Source organism: Alteromonas ponticola (genome assembly GCF_012911815.1).
GTDB lineage: Bacteria > Pseudomonadota > Gammaproteobacteria > Enterobacterales > Alteromonadaceae > Alteromonas > Alteromonas ponticola.
In genome coordinates, this window is record NZ_JAATNW010000005.1 from 47129 (window position 1) to 73175 (window position 26047).

Annotated in this window: 17 protein-coding genes; 8 read left to right on the forward strand and 9 right to left on the reverse strand. The window is 48.9% G+C overall.

What is annotated here, in order from left to right:
* Positions 1-38: 38 nt before the first annotated feature.
* The gene (gene hslU, locus HCJ96_RS09510; RefSeq protein WP_169210822.1) at positions 39-1367 is read left to right on the forward strand and encodes an ATP-dependent protease ATPase subunit HslU; all 1329 of its coding nucleotides are present in this window, start codon (positions 39-41) and stop codon (positions 1365-1367) included.
* A gap of 95 nt (positions 1368-1462) precedes the next feature.
* On the opposite strand, the gene HCJ96_RS09515 is transcribed toward hslU, so the two are convergent.
* From HCJ96_RS09515 to HCJ96_RS09540, 6 genes are all read right to left on the reverse strand, one after another.
* Entirely contained in the window at positions 1463-2416 is a 954-nt protein-coding gene (locus HCJ96_RS09515) for an ATP-grasp domain-containing protein (protein WP_169210823.1), read from the reverse strand.
* A 54-nt stretch (positions 2417-2470) separates the two neighbouring features.
* Complete coding sequence (locus HCJ96_RS09520; protein ID WP_169210824.1) at positions 2471-2656, reverse strand: hypothetical protein; 186 nt, start codon at positions 2654-2656, stop codon at positions 2471-2473.
* Positions 2657-2742: 86 nt separating this feature from the next.
* Positions 2743-2979, reverse strand: coding sequence for a hypothetical protein (locus HCJ96_RS09525; protein ID WP_169210825.1), 237 nt, complete (start codon positions 2977-2979; stop codon positions 2743-2745).
* 60 nt (positions 2980-3039) lie between these two features.
* Complete coding sequence (locus tag HCJ96_RS09530) at positions 3040-3291, reverse strand: helix-turn-helix domain-containing protein (protein WP_246261284.1); 252 nt, start codon at positions 3289-3291, stop codon at positions 3040-3042.
* Positions 3284-5455 carry a peptidase domain-containing ABC transporter gene (locus HCJ96_RS09535; protein WP_169210826.1) on the reverse strand — a complete coding sequence of 724 codons (2172 nt, stop codon included), beginning with the start codon at positions 5453-5455 and terminating at the stop codon, positions 3284-3286. The genes HCJ96_RS09530 and HCJ96_RS09535 overlap by 8 nt, the downstream gene beginning before the upstream one ends.
* Complete coding sequence (locus tag HCJ96_RS09540) at positions 5455-6705, reverse strand: HlyD family secretion protein (RefSeq protein ID WP_169210827.1); 1251 nt, start codon at positions 6703-6705, stop codon at positions 5455-5457. The genes HCJ96_RS09535 and HCJ96_RS09540 overlap by 1 nt, the downstream gene beginning before the upstream one ends.
* Before the next feature lie 412 nt (positions 6706-7117).
* Here HCJ96_RS09540 and HCJ96_RS09545 point away from each other — a divergent pair, with 412 nt between their 5' ends.
* Positions 7118-8662 (forward strand): hydroxymethylglutaryl-CoA reductase, encoded by a 1545-nt coding sequence (locus tag HCJ96_RS09545; RefSeq protein ID WP_169210828.1) that lies wholly within the window; start codon positions 7118-7120, stop codon positions 8660-8662.
* Positions 8663-8733: 71 nt separating this feature from the next.
* Here HCJ96_RS09545 and HCJ96_RS09550 read toward each other — a convergent pair whose 3' ends face one another.
* Both HCJ96_RS09550 and HCJ96_RS09555 read right to left on the reverse strand, forming a co-directional pair.
* Positions 8734-12063 carry an amidohydrolase family protein gene (locus HCJ96_RS09550; protein WP_169210829.1) on the reverse strand — a complete coding sequence of 1110 codons (3330 nt, stop codon included), beginning with the start codon at positions 12061-12063 and terminating at the stop codon, positions 8734-8736.
* 229 nt (positions 12064-12292) lie between these two features.
* On the reverse strand, positions 12293-13843 hold the full coding sequence (locus HCJ96_RS09555) for a DUF3369 domain-containing protein (protein ID WP_169210830.1): 1551 nt from the start codon (positions 13841-13843) through the stop codon (positions 12293-12295).
* Positions 13844-14252: 409 nt separating this feature from the next.
* Here HCJ96_RS09555 and HCJ96_RS09560 point away from each other — a divergent pair, with 409 nt between their 5' ends.
* From HCJ96_RS09560 to HCJ96_RS09585, 6 genes are all read left to right on the forward strand, one after another.
* Positions 14253-17120, forward strand: a complete 2868-nt coding sequence (locus HCJ96_RS09560) for a choice-of-anchor D domain-containing protein (RefSeq protein ID WP_169210831.1) — start codon at positions 14253-14255, stop codon at positions 17118-17120.
* 97 nt (positions 17121-17217) lie between these two features.
* Positions 17218-18393 (forward strand): MFS transporter, encoded by a 1176-nt coding sequence (locus HCJ96_RS09565; RefSeq protein ID WP_169210832.1) that lies wholly within the window; start codon positions 17218-17220, stop codon positions 18391-18393.
* A gap of 16 nt (positions 18394-18409) precedes the next feature.
* Entirely contained in the window at positions 18410-20203 is a 1794-nt protein-coding gene (gene pdxR / locus HCJ96_RS09570; RefSeq protein ID WP_169210833.1) for a MocR-like pyridoxine biosynthesis transcription factor PdxR, read from the forward strand.
* A gap of 106 nt (positions 20204-20309) precedes the next feature.
* The gene (locus HCJ96_RS09575) at positions 20310-21164 is read left to right on the forward strand and encodes a carbon-nitrogen hydrolase family protein (RefSeq protein ID WP_169210834.1); all 855 of its coding nucleotides are present in this window, start codon (positions 20310-20312) and stop codon (positions 21162-21164) included.
* 89 nt (positions 21165-21253) lie between these two features.
* Positions 21254-23662 carry a TonB-dependent receptor gene (locus tag HCJ96_RS09580; RefSeq protein ID WP_169210835.1) on the forward strand — a complete coding sequence of 803 codons (2409 nt, stop codon included), beginning with the start codon at positions 21254-21256 and terminating at the stop codon, positions 23660-23662.
* Between the two features lie 10 nt (positions 23663-23672).
* Positions 23673-25034: a tetratricopeptide repeat-containing sulfotransferase family protein gene (locus tag HCJ96_RS09585; protein WP_169210836.1), complete on the forward strand. Its 1362-nt coding sequence runs from the start codon at positions 23673-23675 to the stop codon at positions 25032-25034.
* On the opposite strand, the gene HCJ96_RS09590 is transcribed toward HCJ96_RS09585, so the two are convergent.
* On the reverse strand, positions 25017-25958 hold the full coding sequence (locus tag HCJ96_RS09590; protein WP_169210837.1) for a LysR family transcriptional regulator: 942 nt from the start codon (positions 25956-25958) through the stop codon (positions 25017-25019). The two genes, HCJ96_RS09585 and HCJ96_RS09590, sit on opposite strands and share 18 nt — an antisense overlap.
* Between the last annotated feature and the right edge of the window lie 89 nt (positions 25959-26047).

The window sequence follows — 26047 nt, forward strand, 5'->3', positions numbered from 1 at the left end:
AGAGGGGCAGGTACAGAATTTTTATCAAAAGGTTTTCTATGTCTGAAATGACACCTCGCGAAATAGTGCACGAATTAGATCGCCATATTATTGGCCAGCAAGACGCCAAGCGAGCGGTATCGATTGCGCTTCGAAACCGCTGGCGTCGGATGCAATTACCCGAAGAATTGCGCCAGGAAGTTACGCCCAAGAATATCTTAATGATTGGCCCGACAGGGGTGGGAAAAACTGAAATCGCCCGTCGTCTGGCAAAACTTGCGAATGCGCCTTTTATTAAGGTTGAAGCAACCAAGTTTACCGAAGTGGGTTATGTGGGTAAGGAAGTGGAGCAGATCATTCGCGACCTGGCTGACATTGCGGTTAAAATGACCAAAGAAAAAGCCATGGCGAAGGTAAAATACCGTGCTGAAGAAGCCGCTGAAGAGCGTATTCTGGACGTACTACTTCCCCCACCTGAAAATGCATGGGGTGAAAAAGAAAAAGTAGAAGACCGTGGCACCCGCCAGAATTTCCGCAAAAAACTGCGTGAAGGCAGCCTGGATGACAAAGAAATTGAAGTTGATGTGTCACTACCGCAAGTCGGCGTTGAGATAATGGCGCCTCCTGGAATGGAGGAAATGACCAATCAACTGCAAAGCATGTTTCAGAATCTTTCGGGGTCGTCGAAGAAAAAGAAAAAACTGAAAATCAAAGAAGCCCGCAAATTGCTGGAAGAAGAAGAAGCTGCCCGGTTGGTCAATCAGGAAGATTTAAAAGAGCTGGCGATTGACGCGGTTGAGCAGCACGGTATCGTGTTTATCGATGAAATTGACAAAATTTGTAAGCGAGAAGGCAACAACTCCGGTGATGTGTCCCGCGAAGGGGTGCAGCGCGACTTGCTTCCTCTGGTTGAAGGGTCAACCGTGTCGACCAAGCACGGCATGGTAAAAACGGACCATATCCTGTTTATTGCCTCGGGAGCATTTCAGATGAGTAAGCCGTCTGATCTTATACCAGAACTGCAGGGGCGGTTACCTATTCGTGTTGAGTTATCCGCATTGGCCGTAGGCGATTTCAAACGCATTCTGACCGAACCCAATGCCTCGTTAACGGCACAGTACAAAGCGTTGCTTAAAACTGAAGGGGTCGACGTCGACTTTACTGAGTCGGGTATTCAGCGCATTGCAGAAGCGGCCTGGCAGGTGAACGAACGCACTGAAAACATCGGTGCCCGACGTCTGCATACCGTGCTGGAACGGCTAATGGAAGACATTTCGTTTGATGCATCTGAGAAAAATGGTGAGTCACTCACCGTAGACGAAGCTTACGTGAACAAACATCTTGAACAGTTGGTGGAAGATGAAGATCTGAGCCGCTTTATTCTCTAACGTCTTGCTGCGCACATTGTGTGATGTGCGCTTTTTCTATCTTTTACCCCCACCCGTTTTGCTCGCACGATTTTTCCTGATTAACCTTAGTGATGTTAAGTGGTAATGGCTTGTCGCCGCGTCCCGAGCTCGGGAGGTTTGCGCTTAGCCTCCGCGAGTAATTCTGACAGTAGCATGTGGGTAATCCTTAACCCGGTTTCACACTCAATGCGCAAAAAGCACGGGGCCGGGTTAATCTCTAAAAACCAGTACACGCCATCGTTATCCAGTCGCCAGTCAATTGCACACCAGCGCATACCCATCTGTTTACACAAGCTTACCGCCAGTTGATTTTGCGTATCAGCGAGTGGATGGGCCTTTGCCTCTGTCCGGGCGTCTGTGCGAAAATCGACGTTGTCACTTCTCAATTCTACTGTTACACAGTTCACACCGCATACATAGGTACGGATATTCGTTCCACCAATATAGCGTTGAAATGTCAAAGGACCAGAGGTTTGCATAAGGGGCCAGATTCTTTCCTGGAGTTTTTTTATGCCAATAATATCAGCCAACGTCCCCCCGTACACAGGTTTGACTATGATATGTTTGTAAGTGCATACAAACTTTTCAGCTTCAGATTTTTCATTGGTAATTATAGTTTCAGGGATGGTGGCGCCAAGTGAACTGGCATGCAGTAGCTGTAAGGGTTTGGATTGGTGGTAACGAATAGCATCAATACCGTTTACCCAGTTGATGTGTTTCGCATATAAAAGCACATTTAGCGCTGAAACACAGTTTTGGCGGGCAATGGTAGCATGGCTGGCATCAACATTCTGCGGTTGCGGTGGGTTGAAGCAATGCCAATATACCGAACTAATCTCGTTAATTGGCAACTGTGCAGTCGCTAAAAGCAAAGTGCACTCGTTGCGTGAGACGTCAAAATGAATGCGATCAGTAGTTGGAAAATCACTTCCGTCAAATATAACAGCCTGATGCCCCCGGACATTTAACATCTGCTGCACATGTAATACCTGGGGATCGGCCTGAGAACCGAGGATTAAAACAGTCATAACTTGCTTCCCTGCCAATACGAAGTGTCGCCTCAACAGAGGCGACGAACACACCTAATATACATCGGGCAAATGGCCACCACCTTCGCCAATCGCCAGGGTGAAATAGCGAGGGGGCTTGATGGGTGATACTGACGGGCTGCTGTCTGACAGTTTAGGTTGCTCAAGCGCGCGAGCGCCGGTCACGTCGTTCACATCGTTTGATGTAAGGAGCAAAAGCTCCTGTTTTTGCTGGTTCATATTTAAACATCCTATAATTTAGTTAGATTCACTGCACTCCTTGCAGCGATCATTAGTTTACCTGGTAGGGTGGTCAATACACCTGATCACAATGTCTGTTTCTTAGTTTCTACCGGCAGATTTTTTTGCTGGTGCTCTGTCAGTGCGGTTAACAGTGCTACCGCTTCTCTGAAACTTAAAAACCACACCAGATTTACCACTAAAAAAGTAAATAGCCACGTCGGCGCTTCTGCGGTGACTATCCAGACAAGCAGGTGAGAAAGACTCGTTATCCCCACAGAAATGGTGACATAACGAGCACTAAGATTACGCAGTGTTGTCATGTCAATTTCTACTACACATGGCATGTATCCACGCAGCATCTTTAAACATCACTGCATCCCTTATCTGTCAGCCGCCTGAAGCTGATAAAGTTGTCTGAAATAGGCCGCCATCAGGGCCGCTCTGTCTCGGATCTCAAGTTTGCGATAGATATTTGCGCAATGAAATTTTACAGTGCGTTCACTAATAAATAGCTGACTGGCAATGCGTTTGTTCGGCAATCCCTCCATAATTTTGTGGGCAACCTGAAGTTCGCGTTTGGATAATTGAGAAAGTTTATCTTCCATTGATTTACTGCATTGAGTATTAAGCATGATGCTCTCCTTGTTGTTTAACATTGTGTATTTGGGCCTGAGGTTTGAGTAAATGAAGTTGTCCCTGCTGCAAAACGTAGACTTTTTCTGCAAGAGCGATGGTTTCTGGGCGGTGTGCCACTAAGATCCGGGTCATCGGTAACCCGGCTAAATTTTGATTGATGCGCTGCTCGTTAATTACGTCTAAGTGACTGCTGGCTTCATCTAAAAAGAGTATCGTCGGATTACGATAAAGTGCGCGGGCCAATAAAATGCGTTGCAATTGACCGCCGGACAAACTACTGCCCATATCCCCCACCAGCGTTTGGTACTGCATTGGCATGGCAATAATTTCTTCATGAATACAAGCTTGCCGGGCACACCATTCTACGCGTTCAAAATCGGCCACTTCATCGAAGCAGGTGATATTGTCAGCGATCGAGCCGCTCAAACACTGATCGCCCTGCATCACCGATGCCGTGTGTTTTCTGAACCATGCTGAACGACTGACCTCGAGGCCCTGATAAGTAATTTTTCCGTGGGTAGGGGCCTCCAGTCCCATAAGGCACCGCAGTAACGTTGACTTACCCGCACCGCTGGGCCCGACGATGGCAATGATACTGCCGGGTTCAACGCTTAATGACACTTTTTCGAAGATGGGTAAATCGATATCACTGTAACGATAGCTGATGCCCTCTACCTGAAGTAACGCGGGCTGCGAGGTTTCGTTTGTCGCATGTGGCGAAAATTCGGTAAGTAAAGGCTCTTTCTGCGCAAACACAATATCGGCCAGGCGGTCAAAATGAACCGTCATCATCCTGAATTCGACGAACTTGTTGATTAGGCCATCTACCGAAGAAATGAAACGATTTTTGTAACTCATGAAGGCGTACAACATACCCACGGTAAACGCATTGTCCAATACCAGGTTGGCTGCGAGGTAGATGATTATGATATTTTCAATACCAAACAATAACTGATTGACAGTCCGGGTACTGATATCCCATTTGCCGATGCGTATATCTGCATTAATCACTTCCGTGAGTTTGTTTTGCCACTGGCCTTCTCTTGATGCTTCCTGAGAAAACTGTTTAATTGTCTGTACGCCACGAACAGATTCCATAAAGTGACTTTGTTCATTGGCTGAGGCCAGAATACGTTCAGCGTTAAGACGTTTTATTACGGGCAGGATGCACGCTCGCACAATAAAATATAATAAGGCCACCGCAACCACCACTAATGACAGCTGGGTTGAATAAACCAGCATTACGGCCAGCGTTATTAGCGCCATTAGTCCATCAAGCACCGCGGTAACCAAACCCACAGTAAAAAACTCACGAATATGGCTCAGCGAGGAAAAGCGCGACACCACATCTCCCACATGCCGTTTGCTGAAATAACTCACGGGCAGTCGGATGAGATGATGAAATACATTTGCCGACATTTGCAATTGCAGGCGGGAGGATAAGCTCAATACCAAAAACTGCCTGAATAGTGATACACCGGTCTCGATAAGTAAGAGCAGTGCGAAGCCCAGTGCCAGCACAACCAGCAAATCCTGTTGCTGATTGATCAGCGCGCTGTCGATGACCGTCTGCATATAATAAGGCGAAGCAAGGGCAAAAAGCTGAATAAGCACGGACAATAAAAACAGGATAGATAACGACCGCTTCAATCCCCGGGCTTGTTGCCAGAAATCGCCTAACGACAATTTTACCGGTGCTGGCGCGCGCACAAATTCAGATGTTGGCGAAAGCTCCAGTGCAATTCCGGTGAACTGTTTATCTGCATCCACCCAACCGATCTTGCGTTCTCCCAATGCGGGATCGTTAATGGTGATACCGTCGCGGTGTACTTGCGTCAATACGACGAAGTGATGCATGTCCCAGTGTAAAATGCAGGGTGTCTGTAGTTGCTTTAAATGTGAGAGCTCTACTTTTAACGGCCTTGCTGACAATTGAAGTTGGCTACCAATTTCAATGATTTGCTTCAGTGTGGCGCCGCGCATTGAGATGGAATAATTGCGTCTTAAAGTCGCTATATCGGTATGTTTACCAAAGTATGCTGCCAGCATGCCCAGACAGGCCAGCCCACACTCTGCGGCCTCGGTTTGCAATATCATGGGAACCCGGCGAAAGCGTCGCCACGACAGTGTGGTCAAATGTGGAGTACTAATAGTACTCATTACACTCTCCCCGCTAAGCTGAACAACGGTTCCAGTAACCATTCTATTAGTGAGCGCTCGCTTACTTCTACTTGAGCAGAAAATGTCATACCCACTTTTAATGGCACTTCTACCCCATAGGCTTGCACTACGTTTGATTCGACGGCAGCATTAACCAAATACGCTGGCTCGTTGAAAGGCACGGGAACGGTTTGTAATTCTCCTGGCAGCGAGACGGCGGGTGCAATGTCTACCACCCTGCCGGAATACATGCCAAATTTCTGAAAAGGAAATGCATCGTAACGTAAATCGATGGCTTGTCCCGCCTTTACAAATCCTGCTGAACGTACAGGGACGATAAGCTTTGCTATAAATGAGGCGTCGGTAGGTAAAATAGTCAGTAAAGGCTTTTGTGGTTGCGAAACACCACCTTCAAATGCAAGCAGGTTGGCTACTCTACCGGCTTTGGGTGCTTTAATTACCTCAGTTTTCTGGCTTTGCGTAGTGACGACGCGTTGCTTTAATTCAGATAGCGCCACCTTGATATCATTACTGCTTTGTTCGAATCTTACGCTCAATTGATGGGATGACAGTTTCTGATCTTCGTGGGTATTGGCCAATTGAAGCTTTTCGGCATCCAGCCGTGACGCGTCCTGTTGAACAGAAAGGTAGCTGGCTTTCACTTGTCTTAACTCTTGACGGGACAATAACCGCTTTTCAGCCAGTGCTGTGGCCGAGTCAAAGTGTGTACGAGCCAGATGAAGGCGCTCATCAATTAACAACCGCATCGCGTTAATATTGGCAAGCTGTTGTTCAGTATTCTGTAATGAGCGATGAAGTGCCCGTTGCTCCGCGGTAAACTGCGATTGCAGTGCTGTTAACTGTTCGTGAAGAGTGGTTTGTTGTGTGGTGTATTCATCAATCAGCGTTTGTTCCAGACTGCCGCCCACGGTTGCCGAACGGTTGTCTATAATGATGAGCGTCTGACCCGCTTCTACGTGCTGTCCTTCTTTTACATTTATAGTGGTTATCCTGCCTCCACTACGGTTGGAATAAACACGAATAGCGCCCTCTGCAGGCTCAAGCCAGCCACTAACTTGAGCATATTGGGCATAATTGTGGTTGATGAGGAAATAAGCGGCGGTAGCAACCCAGATAAGCACCAGCAAAGTAACCAGCAGGGTGGAAATTTGCGGTAATAAAATGACTTTCCCATCCAGCTTGTGGCGTTGAGACGCCATTGCCTGTTCTCGAAACAACCCCTTGCGCATAACACGTTCCTCGTTGATAAATATTGTGAAGATTACGCAAAGCAAGTGGATACCCGACTAAAGACAACTCCATTTCGTCAATTCGTCTCCCTGGCATCTTAATTCCCTGACACCTCCATCACGATTTAGCCAGGCATCCACTGTTTACGGTCAGCGTTCCCTGCTGACGTTTTTCAATTTAGAAGGGGTGGGTGAATGTAGCTACATAACTCAGGTCGAGGCTAAAAAGTCATCACTCAAACAGGGCGATGTCCTGATATTTATACTGGCTGTCTCAAAATTAACAATCAAATGGGGAGCCGGTTTACGTCGTAATTTGGTGATACCCACAATTAGCGGCATTTATTAAAAGATGTGCTATAACAAATACATGAAACAGGTTTACCAAAAAAATCAATAACAAGGATTTCAAATGTTTGTACCCAGCATGCTGTTGAAACAACTTTATACCCATGGAAGTTTATGCCGCACTTCGCAAGGGGTGAGGTTTATGCTTAAAAATCGATTGAAAGACGCCACCATACAAACGTTAAACTGGATATCGCTGGATGGTAAGCAAATTGATGAAGACAAGATTTACCTGGAGATTTCACCGGATGAAACGGTGAGCTTCAGCGAATTTAATCAAAAAGGCGAGGTTAAATTTGATTTAAAGAAGGTGCTAACCATTCACCTTCATGTGGATACTGCGGTGAGTCCGGAAAAACGTAAGGTGGGTATTTCATTTAAAGCCTCACCATTTGGCAAGCTAAAGTTTGAGGTGGAAGATAATGTATCGGAAGCAACCTCAAACAAAATGCAAATTCCGCGCGACAATCATGACGATTACGAACCCGGGATCATCGGTGAGCGGCAGCGGTATTTTGAGCAATTTACCAAAGGTAAAGTTAATCATGTGGGTAAATATTCAATTGACCCACAGCAGCTTAAAGGTAACGTCGAACATTTCATCGGCGTAGCGCAAGTGCCGATGGGCATCGCTGGGCCTCTCATCATTGATGGTGAACATGCTAAAGGTGAATTTGTGGTGCCATTGGCCACCACTGAAGGTACGCTGGTGGCATCGTATAACCGTGGCATGAAGCTGCTTAATATGAGCGGTGGGGTCAAGTCTACTGTAGTGGATGATGCCATGCAGCGGGCGCCGGTTTTCGTTTTCTCCGATGCCCGCGGTGCCAGAGATTTTTCCAAATGGGTGCAGCAAAATATTGCCACCATCCGCGAACATGCGGAGGGCACCTCTTCCGTTGCCAAACTTACTTACATAGACCACTTCCTTTCGAACAAATTTACCTTTCTGCGCTTTAATTTTAAAACGGGCGATGCCGCCGGCCAGAATATGGTGGGACGCGCAACATTTGCAGCCTGTGGCTGGATCCTGGATAACTATAAAGGCATTGAAAACTTTTATCTGGAGTCCAATTTCGCCACCGATAAAAAAGCTTCGCAAATTAATATCATGCGCACACGGGGTAAGCGGGTAACGGCTGAAGCCACTATCAAGCGTGAGCATCTGTTAAGCGTCATGCGGGTGGATCCTAAACAAATTGATTATCACGGCAGAGTAGCAGGGGTTGGCTCATTTTTGTCGGGGGTGAACAATACCGGTTTGCATTCACCCAACGGCATCACGGCAATGTTTATTGCGACAGGACAGGATGTGGCAAACGTATCTGAATCTTCGGCGGGTATGCTGTACAGTGAGCTAACAGAAGAGGGCGACTTGTACTTGTCGCTGACCATCCCGTCACTGATTGTTGCTACCTATGGTGGCGGTACAGGCATTGGCACCCAACGGGAATGTCTTGAATTAATGGATTGTTACGGTCGCGACCGGGCGTATAAATTTGCCGAAATTGTGGGCGCAGTGGCGTTGGCGGGTGAAATTTCACTGGCTTCTGCGATCTCATCCTCTGACTGGGTTTCGTCGCACGAACAATATGGGCGAAACCGTTAAACAGATAACTATCAGCTAACAAAACGGCTTCTCAATGGAAGCCGTTTTAATTTCTAAACTACCTTACACGTTTAATGGTGCCAGTGGTATTTTTCTGCCTTGGCTTCGATCTCAGCCGCCGTAGATGCTGGCATGAAGGTCGCGTTGTCTTCTTCGAAAAAGAAGCTGTTACGCTGTTTCTTACTGCCCACTTCATTCATTGTTTCGGCTTCATAGATGCGGCCGTTTAATACGGTGTAAGCAACATATTCACTGCGGCGTAGATCGTTTAGCACATCGCCTTCGATCACCACCAGATCAGCCAGTTTGCCTTTCTCGATGCTGCCAATGTGTTTATCCATACCTAAATGGCGCGCGCCGTCGATGGTACCACCGCGCAGCGCTTCCCATGGGGTAAAGCCACCTTGTTCCATAATCCACAGCTCCCAGTGGGCACCCAGTCCTTCGCGCTGACCATGCGCACCAATATGTACACTGACACCTGCATCACGCAACGTTTTAGCATACTCAGCTACTTCAACGTGGTTATATTGATTATCCGGCGCAGTAGGGCGTCTGATTGAGCGGGAATCAAGTAAAAACGAAGGCACATAACGCAATAGCCGTTCGTTTTTCCACACTTCAGTACGATCATACCAGTATTCTTCGCCCATCATGCCACCATAGGCCACTACAAAGGTAGGTGTGTAACCATAGTTAGTGGCTTGCCACAACTGCGTTACGTCACTATAGCCCTTAGGGATAGGGATACTGTGCTCAAGTCCGGTATGGCCGTCAACCAGCATGGTCATGTTTTGCTGATATTTACCCCCACCCTCAGGCATCACCATCATGTTCAGGTCTTTGGCTGCCCACAGCACTTGCTGACGCTGATCCCGGCGCGGCTGGTTATAGCTTTTGACCGATATGGCGCCACTTTCTTTCAAACGATTTACATGGAACCAGGCATCATCGTAAGAATTAATAACGGCTTTATAACCTAACGCCTCGGCGCCATATAAAATGGTACCGGTTGAATAGGTACGTGGCGCCACACGTTCACCAGCGCGTTGTAATTCCGACGCGGCAAATATTTCGGTGGTGTCGTTACTCGGATCGTGGATGGTGGTCACACCAAATGCCAGATTCGAGTATTGCTCCCAGTTTTGCTGTGGAATAATCTCGTGACGGCCCTGTGAGCCGTGGGCATGTGCATCAATTAAGCCCGGAATAATGGTCATGCCTTTCGCGTCGATACGCATGGCTTCATCGGGAATAGCGACTTCACCGGCACGGCCGACCGCCTCAATGCGATTGCCTGAAATCAGCACCACGCCGTTGTCGATGACTTCCTGCGTATTGTCGGCATCACGCATGGTGACCACTTTACCGCCAACCAGCGCTTTAACACCAGAAGGTTTGTCGGCTTTCACATTAAACGCCAGGTTGAGGCCTTTATCTTCTGGCTCGGGCAATGTCTCCGCTGCATTCGGTAAATAAGCAAATGCCTGGGTTAAGTCACGCTCGTAATACACCGGCCCATGGAACCAGCCCACCGATTTATTATCCGCACTCCAGGTCAGATACTCGCCCGCGCTGGCAGAGAGCTGCTTGATCGGATACGCAGATGTTGTTGGGCCAATGGTGATTTTCTTGCCATTATCGATAAACGGCGCCACAAAGGTTTTAAACTGATGAACAAACGCAATCCATTCACCATCATGTGATAGTTTATACTCACTAACGCTATCGGCACCGTATAAGTGGACGCGCTTATCATCACCTTGAAGGTTTACACTGCTGAACTGGGTTTCCGGATAGGGTGTGCCGCCAACATACTCTGTAAAATAGAGACGTTTGTTATCACGGGTAAAATGAGGAGAAGAACCGCTATCCAGAACTTTGGTCGATTTCTTCTCACTCAGGTTCATCACATAAATACCCGGGTCCACTGAATACTTGGGATCCAGTAAATAGCCACCATCAAACTTCTGATAGGTTACCCACTTGCCATCGGGTGAAAAACTCGGGTTAGTATAATGACCAGGTTCAGGTGTAATTACGCGACTGTTCTTGCCTGAAGCGTCCACAATGCGCACGGCACCGAGTTTCTGATCATTCCAGCTGACATAGATAATTGACTTGCCGTCATTAGAGTAGCGCGGATAGTATTCGTCGTGCTCGTTTTGTGATGTTAGGCGGCGATGTTTGCCGGTCTTCATATCACGCACGTACAGTTTGCCCAGCGCCTGGAACAGTATTGATTTACCATCCGGCGACTTTTGTGACCAGCGGATCATCTTTACGTCAAACTCATCAGCGGCCACATCTACGTCAAAGCGCAGTGCATCAGCGTATTGAAGCTTGGCATCCACTGAAATGTTAATCGGAGACACCGATTTATCTGCTACATTAATTCGATGAAACTTACCGCCAGCCCAGTAAACCAGCGCCGATGAATCGGGTAACCAGTCGTAATAGGCATAATACCCTTCCGAGCCGAACCCTTCCTGCATGTCACGTTCTAACTCAAGGGTTAGTGGTGTTTCCAGACCGGTGGCAACATTTTTCAAAAACAGGCCGGTTTTGTCTTTTACCCGGCGAATAAAGGCAACATGCTTACCGTCTGGCGAAGGCGTTGGGACCACTGCACCACCGGTGCCTGAAATATAGCGGCTCTCTTCACCTGTTTCGCGATCAAAACGAGTGACCGCGAAAATACCTTCCAGCGCGTTTCGATTGTACTCGAAACCGCTGCCGGGCACGGTATTCTGAGTGAAGTAAATGTATCGGCCGTCAGCGGAGAATGCCGGGTCAGCGATGTTATTTTGTTCACTTTTGCCATTTACCCGTTCTTTGATTGGTAAACCATCACCGCCATCTTTATGGTACAGCCAAATCTCTCCCGCAGGGATGCTACGGCTGGACATGATGCCTTTCGTTGCAACCAGATAATTGCCGTCAGGTGACCACTTAGGCGAGTGAATCAGGTTTTTATCAGATTTGCTGACTTGTCGTAAATTGTTACCGTCACTATCCATCACCCAGATGTTGGAAATCCCGTCACGATCTGAAATAAACGCAATCTGTTTACCGTCAGGAGAGATGGCAGGGTGAAGGTTCCAGGCAAAATCCTGAGTGAGCGCAGTGGCCTGGCCACCTGCTAAAGGTACTTTATACAAATCACCTAGCATGTCGAAGACCATGTATTCGCCGTTTGGCGCTACATCTAAACTTGACCAGGTAGTTTCCTGCGTGGAAATTGAAACATCATTCAGTGCGAAAGGCGGCTTCAACACATTCCATTTTTCTTCTTTTTTATCTTCATTGCCGTCTGCTTTTTCGGCAGCCTGAAGAGAAAAGGTAGTAGAACAAAGGCTAAGTGCTAAAGCGCTTAACCATAACTTAGGTTGCTTTATCATTATAGTATTCCAGCTAAGCGTGAAAAATCCGCACCTAAATTACATTTGTTGGGACCAAGTTGCAAAGATTGCGCGAGCGACTTCGGGTAAGCCGCCGTTTTGTAGCGTCTAATTGCATGAAGTCTGACAACGGGCGGAGACTTACCGCGATTGTCTGACAGACATCAGCGTGGGAAAGGGAGTGATTAACCGGGTTCTGTGGCTCCATTAATCAGGCATTCAGCTATTCTCAGTCTGGCTGATCGGGAAATTGCCGCCGGATGTCGAGAAAGCTGGGCAGGTCAGCCAATAGCAAATCAACCAGTTCAGGCTCAAATCGCCGGCCCTTTTCCTGCATGAAATATTCCACTATCTCATCTTCGTCCCAGGGCCCCTTATAGCAACGCTTACTGCCTAATGCATCGAATACATCGGCTACGGCGGTGATGCGTCCGGCAACATGAATATTCTTGCCTGAAAGTTGTCGCGGGTAGCCTTTTCCATCCCACCGCTCGTGATGCTCGTGAGAAATGTGCGCCCCCAGCTGCAGGATCGGATTGTCAGATTTGTTCAGCATTTCATAGCCAATGGTAGGGTGAGTTTGCATGATCCTGCTCTCATCCACGTCGTGTTTGCCGGGCTTATTCAAAATGTGATCAGGAATACCCACCTTACCCACATCGTGTAAGGGCGAGGCCAGCTTGATCAATTCCGCTTCTGACTCGGTCAAGCCGTATTTTTGGGCCAGAAGATAGCTGATTTTTGCGACTCGTTTTACATGTGAACCGGTTTCTTTTGAGCGCATTTCTACCGCTTCACCAATCACATAGGACAACTCTTTTTGGGATTCCTTTATCACATCGCGCAGCTTAAGGTTTTCATGGGCAACCGCAATATTATGAGTAAAGACACCGAGCAAATGATGCTGAACCGCTTCAAGGGGGGTGGCATTTTCCACATAAAGCACACTCTCGGTGCCCCGTTTGGTGGTGAAATACCCTACAAAGTACGCTTCAGTCTCAATATTACGTTTTGATTGCAAGGCATCTGCGATACGGGCATCTACCGTTGCGGTAAGCGATGTTTGATCGATTGCAAGATGCTCAGTGGCGCCCTGATTGGCGGCCAGCACTTTAAGATCAGAACGCTTCTGAGTGTATTCTTTGACCACCGCACAGCAAACAATCTGACTGGATTCAATGTTTAAAATCACCGAAATCTGGTCAAGTATGGTGGAGGCAAACTCACTCAGTGTATCGCATTCAATGAACTGGGAGGTGGCATCAATGATTTTTTCCAGACCACGTCGATGCCGCTCAATGATGCGGATGTCGCGATAACTGCGCAACGTAGCATAAAGCGAGGTTTTCAGGCGCAGCGCAGTAAGTTCGGTTTTATTTTTGTAATCGTTAATATCGTAGTTGCGAATTACGCTCTCTTCAGGTGCCTCGCCAGGCTGGCCGGTGCGCAGAATAAGCCGAATGGTATGGTTCTTTAATTCATCTCTAACCCACTGAACCAATTCCAGACCAGCGTGAGGGGACTCCATGACAACATCCACGATGGCCACCGCGATGTCGTGCTCCTGATCTGCCGCTAAAATGGTTTTAGCCTCTTCAGCTGATGATGCGAACTCCAGACTGATTCCATGACCATCAAATACCATGTCATTCATCACTAGGCTGGTGACCTGATGTATCTCCTGTTCATCATCTACCACCAAAATCCGCCACTTTGCCTGTTTCGATAATACATTCTCTGTAAGTTCATCACTGGCAAAAACCAGTTCATCGTCATCCATTTACGTTACCTATTAAAATTAATAACCCTGAATATAGAAAACAATTCGGATTGTTGCTGAAAAAAATTTTAAAAAACCACGATATAGGGGATTTTCGGTGATGCCGAGTTAAATAAAATTTAGCGAAATTACGGGATTGTTGGCATTGCTTAAAACGGACTGCTATGCAAGTTTACATTGCCCTAAAACACTGACTTTCAATCTTGTGAAAACGCCGGGCCTGCTGGATTGATTTATATCAGCGCCATTTGCAAATTATCTTCTGGCCCTACGAAAAATTGCAACTGGCCCTATCGTGGGTAGCTCATTTAGTTAGGCTGGATAAAAAACCACCAACGTTGAGGTGCACATGCGAATCTGTAAGACATTTCTTGTGTTTATGGTCAGCGCAAGCAGTATAAGCTTTGCAATGGCAGACATCCTCTATCAGGATGATTTTCAATCAGGTACATACTTAGACTGGGTTACTGGCGGTGATGGCACTGACTCCATCAACTTATATCAGGGAAATTATTCAATTCGACACGATGGCCTGCGAACCTTAACCTATCAGACCTCTACCCAATCTTTTCAAAACGTAGCTCTGAGCATGGACATTGCCGCCAGTGGATTAGTGGCGGGCGATTCCTGTTCGGCTGAAGTGTCATTGGACGGCGGAGCAAACTGGCAATCACTTGGCAGTATCGGTGCGCAGCAAGCGGATGGGGGGCTCAACACTTTCACCCGCAATACCGGCCTGGATAATGTGGCTGAGCTGGCACTGCGATTTCGTGCCTATACCTTGTACGGGCATTATTGTTATGCTGATAACGTCACTTTGAGTGGTGATGCCACAGCGCAGGGCAGTTTGTTTGAGGAAGATTTTCAGGATGGCGAATATAGCAACTGGCAACTTAGCGGCGATGGCACCGATACCGCAAATCTTTACCAAAGTAATTACTCACTTAGGATTGACGGCCTCAGACAGGCAACCTACTCAACTTCTACGCAGAATTACCAGAACGTAAGCCTGTCGGCTGACATGGGTGCACTGTATCTCGTTTCCGGCGACAGTTGTCACGCGGAATATTCCATTGATGATGGTAGCACCTGGCAATCGCTCATCACCTTGAATAACGGTCAGGATGATGGCAGTTTCCGTTCTAATACAATCAGTTCCGGGCTCGATAATCTACCCACGTTACACCTTCGCTTCCGAGCCTATACGCTGTATGACAATTACTGTTATGGTGACAACGTGGTGCTCAGCGGTGATCCTGCAAGCGTTTCGGGTCCAGCGGTCACGATCACAGGAAATACTGAATTCGGGCAAGTAACTGTGGGCGAAAGTGCAACCAGCACAATTACCGTGACCAATGCGGGTGATGAAACGCTTGCCATTAATAGTTTGACCGGCGTATCCACGCCTTTTGCCGTGAGTGCAGATAACTGCAGTTCGCAGATGCTGCCTGCCTCGGCGTCGTGCACCACCTCAGTCACCTTTACCCCGGCAACCGAGGGCACGCAAAATACGACATTAACCATTTCATCCAATGCCGCCTCTTCCCCGGATAATGTAACATTTTCCGGTACTGGTGCCAGCACTCAGGGCTGTGACTATGATTGTTTCAGCGGCTCAGGCAACACTAATCGTGAAGCGCTGACCTACACCACCTTGACCGGTAGTACTGCAACATCGCTGGTGGATTACGCTCATTATGGTGTGCCTGAACAAGCGGCCAACCCCACCCACACCCTGGAAGGCGCAATTACATTCACTGTTACTCCGGGTACGCTAAACGAGCAGGGGACTAATCTGGCATCAGCTTATACAAACCCCAATTCGTTGCCGCCCTTTGAATTTGAGTTTGTGCAGTACGGCACCCATGTGATCCCCACTCAGCGACAGGTGGTCAATACCGGGCACACAGCGTGGGAATGGGTATTATCACCAGGCAGAGTGTGGAATGAAAGTTCCGATAACGGCTATTCCCGGGTAGCGCTGCCTTTTGCGCTACAGGAAATTAATGCGAACTGTACGCATAACGGGGTGATGACTTTCCTGTTTAAAGATGACGGTAGCATTTCCGATGTGGCGTATCAGGTGGCTCAGGAAACCTGTAATTACTTCAAGTTCAATCTTCATGGCAAAGTTGACGCCAGCTATTCGCCCGCCACCGTGGCTAACAGGCAAACAGTTATCAACGATTATGTGACGGAAGTGGCCAACCGCCTACCCGCAAAGTCGCTCGCCGCCCTTGCCACAGACTACCCGGCAGCAGGCATTACTGTCTCCGCCATTGGTAGCGACCAGAGCGCCGCACATCTCACAGCATTTGGCGTGCTTTACAATGGCACCCATTACAGAGGGGCCTGCCAGACGCGCTACGGCAATTACCCGTTCTGTGACGTCATGGCACTGCCCTCTTACTCTACCGCAAAAACGATTGTGGCTGGGCTGGGTACCATGCGTGCGGAACAGTTGTATGGCGGTCGTCAGGCAGAACTGAAAGTCAGTGACTGGATCGGCGCGTGCAGCGGCTCGCAGTGGCAGGACGTGAGTTTACTTAATGCGCTGGATATGGCCACCGGTAACTACGACTCTGCGGTCGATTCGGTGGACGAAGGCTCACAAAAAACCGTAGATGACTTTTTCCTGGTCGCCAGCCATAACGATAAAATCAACCACAGCTGTGCCTATTCGCGAAAAACCGCGCCGGGCACTCAGTTTGTGTATCACACCTCTGATACCTATATTGTTAGCCGCATATTGCAGCAGTATCATGAACAGCAGGCAGGCAGTAGTGCCGATTTCTTTACTGATTTACTTGTAGAAGATATCTTTCAACCGCTGCATCTAAGCCCACTCAGCTATGCCAGTAAGCGTACCTATGATAGTCAAAAGCAGGTATGGGGCGGTTATGGATTGACCTTAAGCAGTGATGATTTTGCCAAACTGGGCCAGTTCATCGGCCAGAGTAATGGCGTGCTGAACGGGCAAACAGTGATAGACCCTGCGTTGCTGGCCGATGCACTGCAACAAACGGCAAACTCAGGTTTACTAACCGCGCCCGCCAGTCGCTATCAACACAGCGTGTGGGCGTACGATCTAAGTGCATCTACTCAGTTGAACTGTACTACCCCCTCCTGGGTTCCCTATCTGTCTGGCTTTGGTGGAATTGGCGTAGTCATGTTGCCGAACGATATGGTTTACTATTACGTTAGTGACAACAAAGAATATGGCTTTACAACCACCGTTAAAGAGTTAAATAAAATCAGTCCGGTATGTGGTCAGTAATGATCTGGTGCCCTGTTCAGTTCCAATCTGGTCCTAACAGGGCGAAATCAGTTTAAGTAGGGTGAGCAGTATGCTTAATGCACTGAGTAGTAATTCTATGAAATCAGCAACAACGGTAGAGCCTGAAGGAATGATCGCCCGCATCATGCTGGCATTTTTAGCCACGGCGGGTTTGTTCTATGTGAATATTATGCCGGCTATAGTGTCGGGCCTTATTGACTCGCTGGGGTTTAGCCGTGCAGATGCAGGGTTAGTCGCTTCGTTTAATATTTATGGTGCCGCGATTGGCGCTTTAGGCGCTGTGTTTATTATCTCACGCGGTAACTGGAAGCCACTGGCGATGGCGCTGCTGTTTGGATTAATGGCATTTGATGGCATTTCGATGTGGGTGACCGACCCCCTGACCATGAAGCTGGTGCGTGGATTTCACGGCATATTGGGTGGCACCTTAGTCGGCGTGGCGTTCGCGGTTATCGCCCGGGTCAGTCTTGTGCATAAAACCTTTGGTTACTTATTGTTTGTCCAATTCGGGCTCGGTGGACTTGGCGTGATGTTCTTGCCACCGCTGGCGCCGGTGTATGGCACCTCCGCTTTATTTTTGTCATTGATTGCTTTTAGTGCCGTCAGTTTGATTATGTTATTTTTACTGCCTGCTTACCGCGTAGAAGATGTGCCCAAACCTACCATTGGTGGCGAGGTCCGCTGGCGTCCATTGTGCGCGGCACTGCTGTCGGTATTTTTGTTTCAGGCGGCCAATATGGGCCTGTATGCCTATATCATCGATTTGGGCAAATCATACGGCCTTACCCTGGAGTTCATTTCACCCACCTTAGGCATTTCAGCCTGGGCCGGTCTGGTTGGCGCCTGGTTGGTCATTGTTTTCTCTACCCGGTTCGGTCGTACCTATCCGTTGTTTATTGCCACCACCCTTACACTGCTGGCAACCATTGCGTTACATTATAGCGCCTCACAAAGCGTGTTCTGGGCCGCGAATGTATTGGTCGGGATCACCTGGGCGTTTTGTATTGCTTACCTGCTGGGTATTTGTGCCGAGTTTGATAAAGAAGGCAAGATGGCTGCACTGGGAGGTTTCGCCTCCAAAACCGGGCTGGCGTCAGGGCCGCTAGCTTCTGCATTGGTGCTCAGTTCAGGGGAATATACCGTACTGATAAACGTTGCCGCCATTGCGCTGGCCGGCTGCCTGTTTATCTGTCTGTACCCTACCCGGTTACTTGATAAGTTGGACAAAACCGTTCAGGATGGGGTGAGCTGATGAAAATAAGAAGAATATGCTGCAACACCTTTTTACCCTTGACGACGATGGAACCACAAGCCTGCAGCGCCAGCTGCAGCGAAAACTTATAGACGCCATTTTAAACGGCTACTTCGCAGCTGAATCGCGCATGCCATCGTCGCGCAAATTGGCCGAATTGCTTGGGGTATCGCGCAATACCGTAGTGGCGGCTTACGAGCAACTTATCGATGAAGGCTATCTGCTCAGCCGTGAGCGCAGCGGCATCTTTGTCAGTTCACATGTGTTCGATGAGCATGCGGAAAGCTGTCAAAATGACCAACTTACAGAAAACCAGTTTGACTGGAGCAGTGTATGCAACCCCACTTCCATTGAAGCGTCGTCGCCTCCCTATCCAGACAACTGGGAAGATTATCGCTACCCTTTCATCGAAGGCCAGTATGACCAGTCATTGTTTCCGTTAAATCAATGGCGCGAATGTTCACGCATTAGTTTGAACGTGGATGAAATTAAAAGCTGGGCACGGGACAGTGGTTATGAAGATGATCCCAGTCTGATCCATGAAATTCGCACTAAGGTGTTGCCCCGTCGCGGTATTCAAGCCCGTCCTGAGGAAATTCTGGTTACCCTGGGTTCGCAGCAGGCATTGTACCTGGTCAGCCGATTGCTAATGAACACTTCAACTCTGCTGACCATGGAAGAACCGGGTTATCAGGGTATGCGTCAACTGGCGCAGCACAACCTATGTCCAGTACGCTTTGCCGGAATCGAAAAAGACGGCATTGCGCTGGCGGATATATCGCCGCAGACTCAGTTGCTGTATGTCACTCCCAGTCATCAGGTACCCACCGCCGTGACCATGTCCCGAGACAAACGCGAAGCGTTGGTAGCGCAGGCCAATCAAGACAATTTTATCGTGATTGAAGATGATTATGAAAGCGAAGCCAATTTTATCAGTAACCCCAACCCGGCACTAAAAAGCCTGGACAGTCAGGGTAGGGTGATTTACATCTCCAGCTTTTCCAAAGCGCTAGCGCCGGGCTTACGCCTGGGTTTTATGGTCGCCAGTCCTGACTTAATCAGACGCGCGCGTAAACTTCGCGCCCTGATGTTGCGGCATCCGCCAGCCAATAATCAGCGCATCATGGCGCTGTTTCTGTCGTTAGGTTATTACGATATGACCATGCGCCGACTCTATCAGGCGATTAATGAACGCTGGCAGGAACTGCGCGAAGCGCTGAACCATTACTTAGGCCCCTATATTGTCACCAGCGAAACCATGGGCGGTAGTACCTGTTGGGTAAAAGGTCCGCCCGGATTAAACAGCCACAAATTTGCCGCAGCAGCCGCCGAAAAAGGGATTTTGATTGAGCCGGTAGATCGGTTTTACGGTGGCAAAGAAAAGCCGGACTCGTATTTCCGCTTGGGGGTGCGCAGTCTGCCCAAAGAAAAAATTCGTCCAGGCATTGAGGAACTGGCAAAACTGATCGATGACATTAAAGCCGACGGCGATCCCTCGTTTGGACAGCATTTAACCGGCGAAGCACTAAAACGCTTTATGGCCGATGTGACGTTTACCGGCCACACCGTATTTGGCGACCCCTATCGCATCACTTTGTTTGCCGATGGCCAAATGGAAGGGGTGGAAGGGCACCATGATGAAAAATACGATACCGGCACCTGGTGGTTAAAAGACAACATCTGGTACCGTCAATGGCAGCAATGGTCGTACGGTGAGTTACTGGGGTTCGATATTTTCGTCACCGACAGTCGCATTCACTGGGTGCGCAACGGTAAACTGGTAGATGCGGCCAATTACACTAAACCGTGACACTGGCCCTACTGGCAACCCAAATCTGGACCTACTCAGCAACTAACAGGGTGTTTACTCTGTCAATCAACAGGACATCGATCCCACGACTGACAGGAGAGTGAACATGACGGTCATGAGTATCGCTGGTTTGCAGCTAGCATTACCCGCGAACCAAAATAACTTTGACACTATCGCCAGGGAAGTGAGCAGCGTTAAAAAGCGCTTTCCCCACGTTGGGATGGTTGTACTTTCTGAATTAGCTACCTTTGGCCCTGCACCACGCCACGCCGAGCCGCTGCCCGGCGATACCGAAGCGCGTTATGCGAAGCTGGCAGCCCAAACCGGGGTGTGGCTGGTCAATGGGTCGTTGTTTGAACGGGCCGAAAATCGCGTTTATAACACCACTTCCGTTATGTCTCCCGACGGCGAAGTGGTGGCGCGGTACCGTAAAATGTTTCCATTTCTTCCCTACGAAGAAGGCATCTCAGCCGGAAGTGAACCCTGCGTGTTTACCATTCCCGGTTTGGGCACCATTGGCCTGTCTATATGCTATGACATGTGGTTTCCCGAAACCGTGCGAGCGTTATGCTGGCAGGGCGCCGAAGTGATTATTCATCCTACCCTGACCAACACCATTGATCGCGATGTGGAATTGTCGATTGCACGCAGTAACGCGGCCACCAATCAATGCTACATGGTCGATATTAACGCCGCGTCGCCGATGGGCGTAGGCCGCTCCATTATTGTAGGGCCGGGTGGTGAAGTGATTCATCAATCAACTGGCGAACACGATGTCATCCTGTTCGATGTCGATTTTGCCTTAGTTCGCCGCGTGCGAGAGCGGGGATGGCAGGGGCTGGGACAGCCGCTTAAAAGCTTTCGCGATCATCCCGTCGCTTATCCGCAATATCAACCGGATGCCCGTTCAAAAACACTCGATGGATTAGGGCCATTGAAAAAACCAGACAATCTGGCCTGAATAAAAAATAGAACTGGCCCTAACACACCTAACACATAATTTTTACAGTCAGATCAAATATAAAAAAGAGATTAAAGGGGAACAGACTGATGAAACCAACGAAAGCAACACACTTTTCTTTAACCCCTATGGCAGTCGCCATGGGCGCGGCACTCTATAGCAACCTGGTGGTAGCACAAACCAACGAAGAAACGGAAGCGCGGGTGGTTGAACGTATCGAAGTCACTTCGTCACGTCGTGTGTCTACCGTAGAAGAAACCCCGTATAACCTGTCGGTTATTAACGGCAGCCAGCTCGAAGAGCGAAACATTGTTGATACCGTGGAAATGATCCGCAATGTTGCTGGCGTAACCGCGGTGGATCGTGGCTACCGCAACTCAGGGGTACTGAATAATATTATCATCCGTGGAATGAACGTCGACACCTCTGGCAATGGCGACTTCGCGTTGAACGCAGCCCCAACGGTATCCTCGTATGTCAATGACACGCCGTTGTTCGCTAACTTTATCCTTAAAGATATCGAAGCGGTAGAAGTACTGCGTGGGCCGCAGGGAACCCTTTACGGTTCAGGCGCTTTAGCGGGTACCGTGCGCTACCGCATGAACCGTCCTGATTTGGACTACTTAAGTGGCAGCGTGAAAGGCGCGGTGAGCCAAAGCGAAGGCTCAGAAGGGTTTAATCAAAACTATGACGCCCTGATTAATATTCCCCTGGCCGACACGATGGCATTTCGCGCAAACGCCGGTGTTATCCGCAATGACGGCATCGTTGATTACACCAACGTCTATCAGCTCAATGCTGAGGGTGACCCCATTGCACAAGGTGACGACGTTGCCAATGGCGACCCGGTATTTCGCAGTGTAGAAGATGCCGATACGGTAGATATCGATTATGGTCGCGCGTCATTATTGTTCTCGCCTACTGAGGCATTCAGTGCCTTACTTTCCTATCAGTACCAGTCAGATGAAATTGGTGGCCGTCGTCAGGTGACCACAGGCACCAACTGGGTTTCAGGTACAGAGCAGAACTACGGTGAGTACGAAAACGGGGCCATCCAGCTTGAGCCATCTGAGCGTAAAGTCGACTTGATGGCATTGGAAATTGAGTGGAATTTAGGTTTTGCCACTCTGTCTTCCAGTACCTCTGATTACGAGCATACAGGCAGCTCAGTAAGTGATAACACCGGATTTTATGCGCAAAATAACTGGTTCGCCTGGTTCTATGGTGGCTCTCCACGTCCGATGGCCAGCGCGGTGCGTTCATACGAAGACGAAGGCTTCAGCCAGGAAGTGCGCCTGGTATCCAACCCAGGTGAAACGTTTGACTGGATTGTAGGTGCGTTTTACCTTGATCAGGAAACCCGTGCCACACAGGACAGCCTGATGCCGGGCTTTACCGAATGGGCGCAGGCCAGCGGCTTTGATGAGACACTGGCAAGCTGGGGCGGTACCCTTACCGATCAGGACTTTCGCTATCGCGATAATGGTGATGTGAAAGATGTGTCCGTGTTTGGTGAAGTGACCTGGCATGTCAACACGGATCTGGACCTGACTTTCGGCTTGCGTCGATTCGACAATGAAATTGCCAACGATACTGAAATTGAATTGCCAATTTACCCGGGCGCAGCTGAAGTGGGTGCGACCACCGAAGAAAGCGATACCTTGTTCAAGGTTAACCTGTCCTATGATGTCAGTGACGAAATGATGGTATACGGTACCGTGTCGGAAGGTTACCGACGTGGTGGTACCAGCGCGGTGCCACTCACCGGTGGTTTTGCTGAAAACCCGGAGTATTTAAATTACGCGTCTGACTCGGTAACCAATTACGAGCTGGGTGTGAAAGGCAATACAGGTGAGACCTTCTATGCCCTTACTCTCTACCGCATGGACTGGGAAGATCCACAGCTTAACGTCACCACGCCCAACTGGGGTTTTTACGCCGCCATTAACGGCGTATCGGCACGCACCCAGGGGGTAGAATTTGAAACCCGCGGCTACCTGACCGATTCATTACAATATGGCGTTCAGTATGCCTTTACCGATGCAGAGCTGACCGATGATTTGTATATTCCGGCAGGCACTCAGGATAACCCCTCCGAAGTATTGCGTGCAGTTAAAGGTGAACGGTTACCCAGTACCGCCAAACATACTTTCAGTGCAAGCTTAGAGCACTATCAGGAGCTTAACAGCGATTTCTACCTGTTAAGCAGAGCGAGTGCTTACTATCAGTCTGATTCCCGCAATGCATTAGGTGATAACCCTGTTTTTGATATTATGTTGCCGTCATTCTGGATAGCGAATTTAAGTAGCACTTTACATGCTGAGAACTGGAGCGCTACCCTGTACGTGAAAAACGTATTTAATGAAGAGGGCGTAACCGGCGTGCTGTCAGAGGGATACATGGGAACGGATCCAGAAGAAAACTTCTACGGAAACGCGTCCAAATCCTACATCACTCAGCCACGAACCATCGGTGTCGCTCTGCAATATCAGTTCTAGGAGCAGGTGATTGGAACAGCTTATCCGGCCTCAGCTTGAGGCCGGTCAATTTTTGAATGCACAACAGGCTATTCAAACTCATTTGGATAGTCTGACATCCCCCTCTACTGAGCAGCTTGCCGAAGCAGCATACTGGTGTTGTCAGGCCAACGACTTTATCAGGGCGGCTAAGCTCTACCAGCGCTGCTGCACCCAGACACCTGCGCACCCGACGTATCATTATAATCTGGCCACTACGCTACGTATCACCGGAGATATCAGCGCGGCAGAAACGGCGCTGGATTGTCATCTGAGCAAACAGCCTCAGGACGCCGAAGCACATTGGCTGCGTGCAAACCTGCGTAAACAGCATGCTGAGGGCAAACTGGTCGATATATTGACCTCACTCACTGCTGAAACCCATCCACCGAAACAGCGGGTCCATGCCTGTTACGCGCTGGGCAAGTTATATGAAGATGGTGGTGATAACGACGCATGCTTCAATGCTTATAAGGCTGGGGCGGATTTGCGCCGACGTTACTTAAATTATGATGTGGCCAATGACAAAACGATAATGGCGGCGATTGCCTCTACCTTTTCTTCACAATGGTTTGACCGTGGGCAAGCCGCGCGTCGCCAGTATAGTGGTAAGGGCCATATTTTTATTGTCGGAATGCCGCGAAGTGGCACCACGCTAGTGGAGAATCTGCTTGGCGCTCATACCGGGGTAGCAATGGGTGGAGAGCTCAATGCCTTCGCCAGTAGCATGATGGCTGAAGTGAATAAAGTTGCACGACCGGAGTCAATCCAACAGGCAATAGAACAAGCCGCCAGCTGTGATTTTGCCACCATCGGTCAGCGTTATGCGGATGCAGTGAAAGATTATCGTCAGGGTAACCGCGTGCTTACTGATAAGCTTCCGCTAAACTTTCTTTATCTGGGACTGATTCATCAGGCACTACCGCAGGCAAAGCTTATCCACATCACACGTCATCCGATGGACACGGTGTGGTCGGTGTACAAGCATTTATTCACCCATGCGTATCCGTTTTCCTATCAATTGGAAGAAATTGCCGAATATTACATTGCTTACAGTCAATTAATGAGTCACTGGAAACAGCTACTTGGCGACAGGTTACTGGAAGTAAGTTATGAGTCGCTGGTTAACGCGCCCTTAAAGCAAATGCAGCGCATCACCGACTACTGCGATATCCCTTTCGAAAACGACTGCTTCCACTTTTATCAGCGCAACACCACTGTTACCACCGGTAGCGCGGTTCAGGTGCGACAGCCGGTTAATACGCGCAGCATCGGCCAGTGGCAGCGGTTCGCTTCTCAGCTTACCGGCGTGAAAAACATGCTGCAAAACACAGGCTTACTTGAGGGTAGCTGACCAGGTATCACTATGTTGAATATGTGTGTTCAGTACCTGAGTAAATAGTGCGACCTTTTTAGGTTCAGCAGGTACTTGCTTGTGCACCAGCGACTGGGCGAAATTGTACTGATAGCGGGCAGGGCAAATCAGCCTGAACTCATCATTCTGCACTTCGTTTTGCACATAACTGCCGGGCAAATAACCAATATAGCGGCCTGACGCGATCAATGCCTTGCGTGAATCAAACTGGTAAGCATACGCGCCGGGGGTAAGCTTTTTCAGCTGTTCGCGGCCTTCCTGACTGATCTCCACCCCAGGTACCACTGCTGGGTAACCGGCGATATCCTCATCGGTAATAGTGTTATCGTCCAACTGGGCCAGTGGATGAGAGCGCAGGCAACACAGATAAATTGGCTCGTTCAACGTGTCAGTATAGGCCAAGCCTGCCATTTTGCGGTAGCCGGGGAAGATACCCACGTGTGCCTTATCTTTGAGCAACGCCTGCTCAATATTCTCGATGCGATCACCGTCAAGCGTAATGCTCAGGCCAGGCGCTTGCTTCATTAATGTATTGATGGTGGCTGCCAGTAAGCGGTGGCGCGCTTCGTCAAGAACGTCAGCATGAAAAATCACCAGCGGGCCGCTGATATCATCGCTGAGCTGGGACACAGCGTTTGAAAAATCGCCCAGTGCTGCAAACAAAGGTAGACAGGCTTGGTATACCGTTTGCCCATCCGGAGTCAGTACAAATCCCCCGCGACCGCGATGGCATAGCGTTAATCGCATGCGGGTTTCCAGGTTGTTCATGTGCACGCTAATGGTGGAACGAGTAATGCCTAATTCGTCCTCAGCAGCGGCAAAGCCGCCATTTTCCACCACTGACTTAAATACTTTCAATAACTTAAGATCGTACTCGGTGATTGCCCTGCCCGCGATTTTCAAAAGTTTTACTCCATCAAACTAAACGTTGAATGTTTGTTATTTAACGATCTTATTGCAGCTGTTTCAATAGCCACATAACTTGCCAGGCG

Excerpts from the sequence above, each read along its gene's own strand:
- HCJ96_RS09580 (WP_169210835.1), top strand. The coding sequence starts at position 21,254 with ATGAAACCAACGAAAGCAACACACTTTTCTTTAACCCCTATGGCAGTC.
- HCJ96_RS09550 (WP_169210829.1), bottom strand. The coding sequence starts at position 12,063 with ATGATAAAGCAACCTAAGTTATGGTTAAGCGCTTTAGCACTTAGCCTT.
- HCJ96_RS09520 (WP_169210824.1), bottom strand. The coding sequence starts at position 2,656 with ATGAACCAGCAAAAACAGGAGCTTTTGCTCCTTACATCAAACGATGTG.
- HCJ96_RS09535 (WP_169210826.1), bottom strand. The coding sequence starts at position 5,455 with ATGAGTACTATTAGTACTCCACATTTGACCACACTGTCGTGGCGACGC.
- HCJ96_RS09555 (WP_169210830.1), bottom strand. The coding sequence starts at position 13,843 with ATGGATGACGATGAACTGGTTTTTGCCAGTGATGAACTTACAGAGAAT.
- HCJ96_RS09530 (WP_246261284.1), bottom strand. The coding sequence starts at position 3,291 with ATGCTTAATACTCAATGCAGTAAATCAATGGAAGATAAACTTTCTCAA.
- HCJ96_RS09575 (WP_169210834.1), top strand. The coding sequence starts at position 20,310 with ATGACGGTCATGAGTATCGCTGGTTTGCAGCTAGCATTACCCGCGAAC.
- HCJ96_RS09525 (WP_169210825.1), bottom strand. The coding sequence starts at position 2,979 with ATGACAACACTGCGTAATCTTAGTGCTCGTTATGTCACCATTTCTGTG.
- pdxR (WP_169210833.1), top strand. The coding sequence starts at position 18,410 with ATGCTGCAACACCTTTTTACCCTTGACGACGATGGAACCACAAGCCTG.
- HCJ96_RS09565 (WP_169210832.1), top strand. The coding sequence starts at position 17,218 with ATGAAATCAGCAACAACGGTAGAGCCTGAAGGAATGATCGCCCGCATC.
- HCJ96_RS09545 (WP_169210828.1), top strand. The coding sequence starts at position 7,118 with ATGTTTGTACCCAGCATGCTGTTGAAACAACTTTATACCCATGGAAGT.
- HCJ96_RS09560 (WP_169210831.1), top strand. The coding sequence starts at position 14,253 with ATGGCAGACATCCTCTATCAGGATGATTTTCAATCAGGTACATACTTA.
- hslU (WP_169210822.1), top strand. The coding sequence starts at position 39 with ATGTCTGAAATGACACCTCGCGAAATAGTGCACGAATTAGATCGCCAT.
- HCJ96_RS09540 (WP_169210827.1), bottom strand. The coding sequence starts at position 6,705 with ATGCGCAAGGGGTTGTTTCGAGAACAGGCAATGGCGTCTCAACGCCAC.
- HCJ96_RS09515 (WP_169210823.1), bottom strand. The coding sequence starts at position 2,416 with ATGACTGTTTTAATCCTCGGTTCTCAGGCCGATCCCCAGGTATTACAT.